Here is a 1,504-nt window from a genome sequence, read left to right as displayed (position 1 = left end):
CTGACTTTTCCCGTTAAGTCTCGAAAAGCTTGCTGGCAAAGGATTTAAGAAATAGCACAGCATATACAGTACAGTAATTAAAATTCGGTACTAAAGGTCACGAGCAATGCTGGATTGGTGGGAGAAAAATTTTGCAACCTGTGAGTTGGGCGATCGCCGATTAAATGAGCGTGCAATGTCGATAGGCTATGCTCTTAGTCTTGGGTTTGGCAAAGCACTGTCGGAAATTTTCAGTAGTGGAACTGTACTCAAGAGAGCCTATGAGTTTTTGCTAATCCAAAAGTGGAATTTTCAAAAGTAATTGAACCGCACTGTCAAATGACGGCGGAAACTGTTGCAGAGTATGATGTAGTGCTGTGTGTTGGAGACACTACTTTTCTTGATTATGGCAGTATTGCAGCCAAAAAAGAAGGTTATGGACCAATAGGTAAGGCAGGTAATGGTTTAATATTACACAGTGCATTAGCTATAGAACCCCAGAAAGGTCAATCCATAGGTTTATTGTGGCAAAAACTTTGGAATCGTGAGCCAAAACAGAAACCACCGAAAGATGAAACTCCGACACAGAAGAAAAAACGGCAAGCGGCAGCAAGAGTTGAAGCCCGAAAACGTCCCTTTGAAGAGAAAGAATCTTACAAGTGGATAGAAGCTCTGACCACTGTAGAAAGCCTTACAAATAAGCATACACGAGTAGTTCATATTTTTGACCGAGAAGGTGATATCACAGAAGTTTTCGATAAAGTTCGCCAACTTCAGCACACCGGAGTTCTTGTTCGCGCGGCTCATAACCGCAGTTTAGATTCCGAGAGCGAGCGTCTTTGGTCAAAGCTTCTTGCACAACCTACCAGTTTTGAACAGGAAATCGAATTACCCCAGACTGGACAACGTTCTGCCCGTAAAGTCAAGTTGGCTATACGATTTTGTCCGGTAAATCTCCGTACTCCCTATCGTTTTGATAACCGTGACCCTCTACTCGTATATGCTGTTTATGCCACAGAAATTGATTGTCCCGAAGGTGAAACACCTGTAGAATGGATGTTGCTCACCACTGAAATTGTTGCAGATATCCAGACAGCTTCTCTGATTTTACGCTGGTATACGTATCGCTGGCGGGTTGAAGAGTATCATAAAATTTTCAAGTCTGGATGTCAGGTGGAACGATACAGACTTGCTGCTGAGGGTATGAAAACCTTAGTTGGCTTTTTGAGTGTAATTGCTGTAGAACTGTTGCAGTTGACTTATCTACACCGCACCCAGCCTTCAGCCCCGGCCATTGCAATTCTAAATCCTCTAGAACTCAAGATTTTAAAAGCTAAGTCTCCCAAACCACCCAAACTCCTCACAGTTAATTGGGCTATCGAAGCGATCGCTCGTCTTGGGGGCTACCTAGAACATCGAAGCAAAACACCAATTGGTATCCAGGTACTGTGGCGAGGTTGGTTAAAATTGCATGACCTTTGTGAAGGTTGGCAGCTTGCAAAAGAGACTTAACGGGAAAAGTCAG

At 43.4% G+C, this 1,504-nt stretch carries 2 protein-coding genes; both read left to right on the top strand.

What is annotated here, in order from left to right; genetic code table 11:
- The first annotated feature begins 106 nt into the window (after positions 1-106).
- Positions 107-301: a transposase DNA-binding-containing protein gene (locus tag ACM0OX_RS35585; RefSeq protein ID WP_414519911.1), complete on the top strand. Its 195-nt coding sequence runs from the start codon at positions 107-109 to the stop codon at positions 299-301.
- A 17-nt stretch (positions 302-318) separates the two neighbouring features.
- Positions 319-1,491, top strand: coding sequence for an IS4 family transposase (locus ACM0OX_RS35580; protein ID WP_414519913.1), 1,173 nt, complete (start codon positions 319-321; stop codon positions 1,489-1,491).
- Positions 1,492-1,504 lie beyond the last annotated feature (13 nt).

This window comes from Nostoc sp. PCC 9305 (assembly GCF_963920915.1).
Classification (GTDB): domain Bacteria; phylum Cyanobacteriota; class Cyanobacteriia; order Cyanobacteriales; family Nostocaceae; genus Nostoc.
The sequence above is the reverse complement of the archived record's forward strand: the minus strand, read 5'-3'. Positions and strand labels throughout refer to the sequence as shown.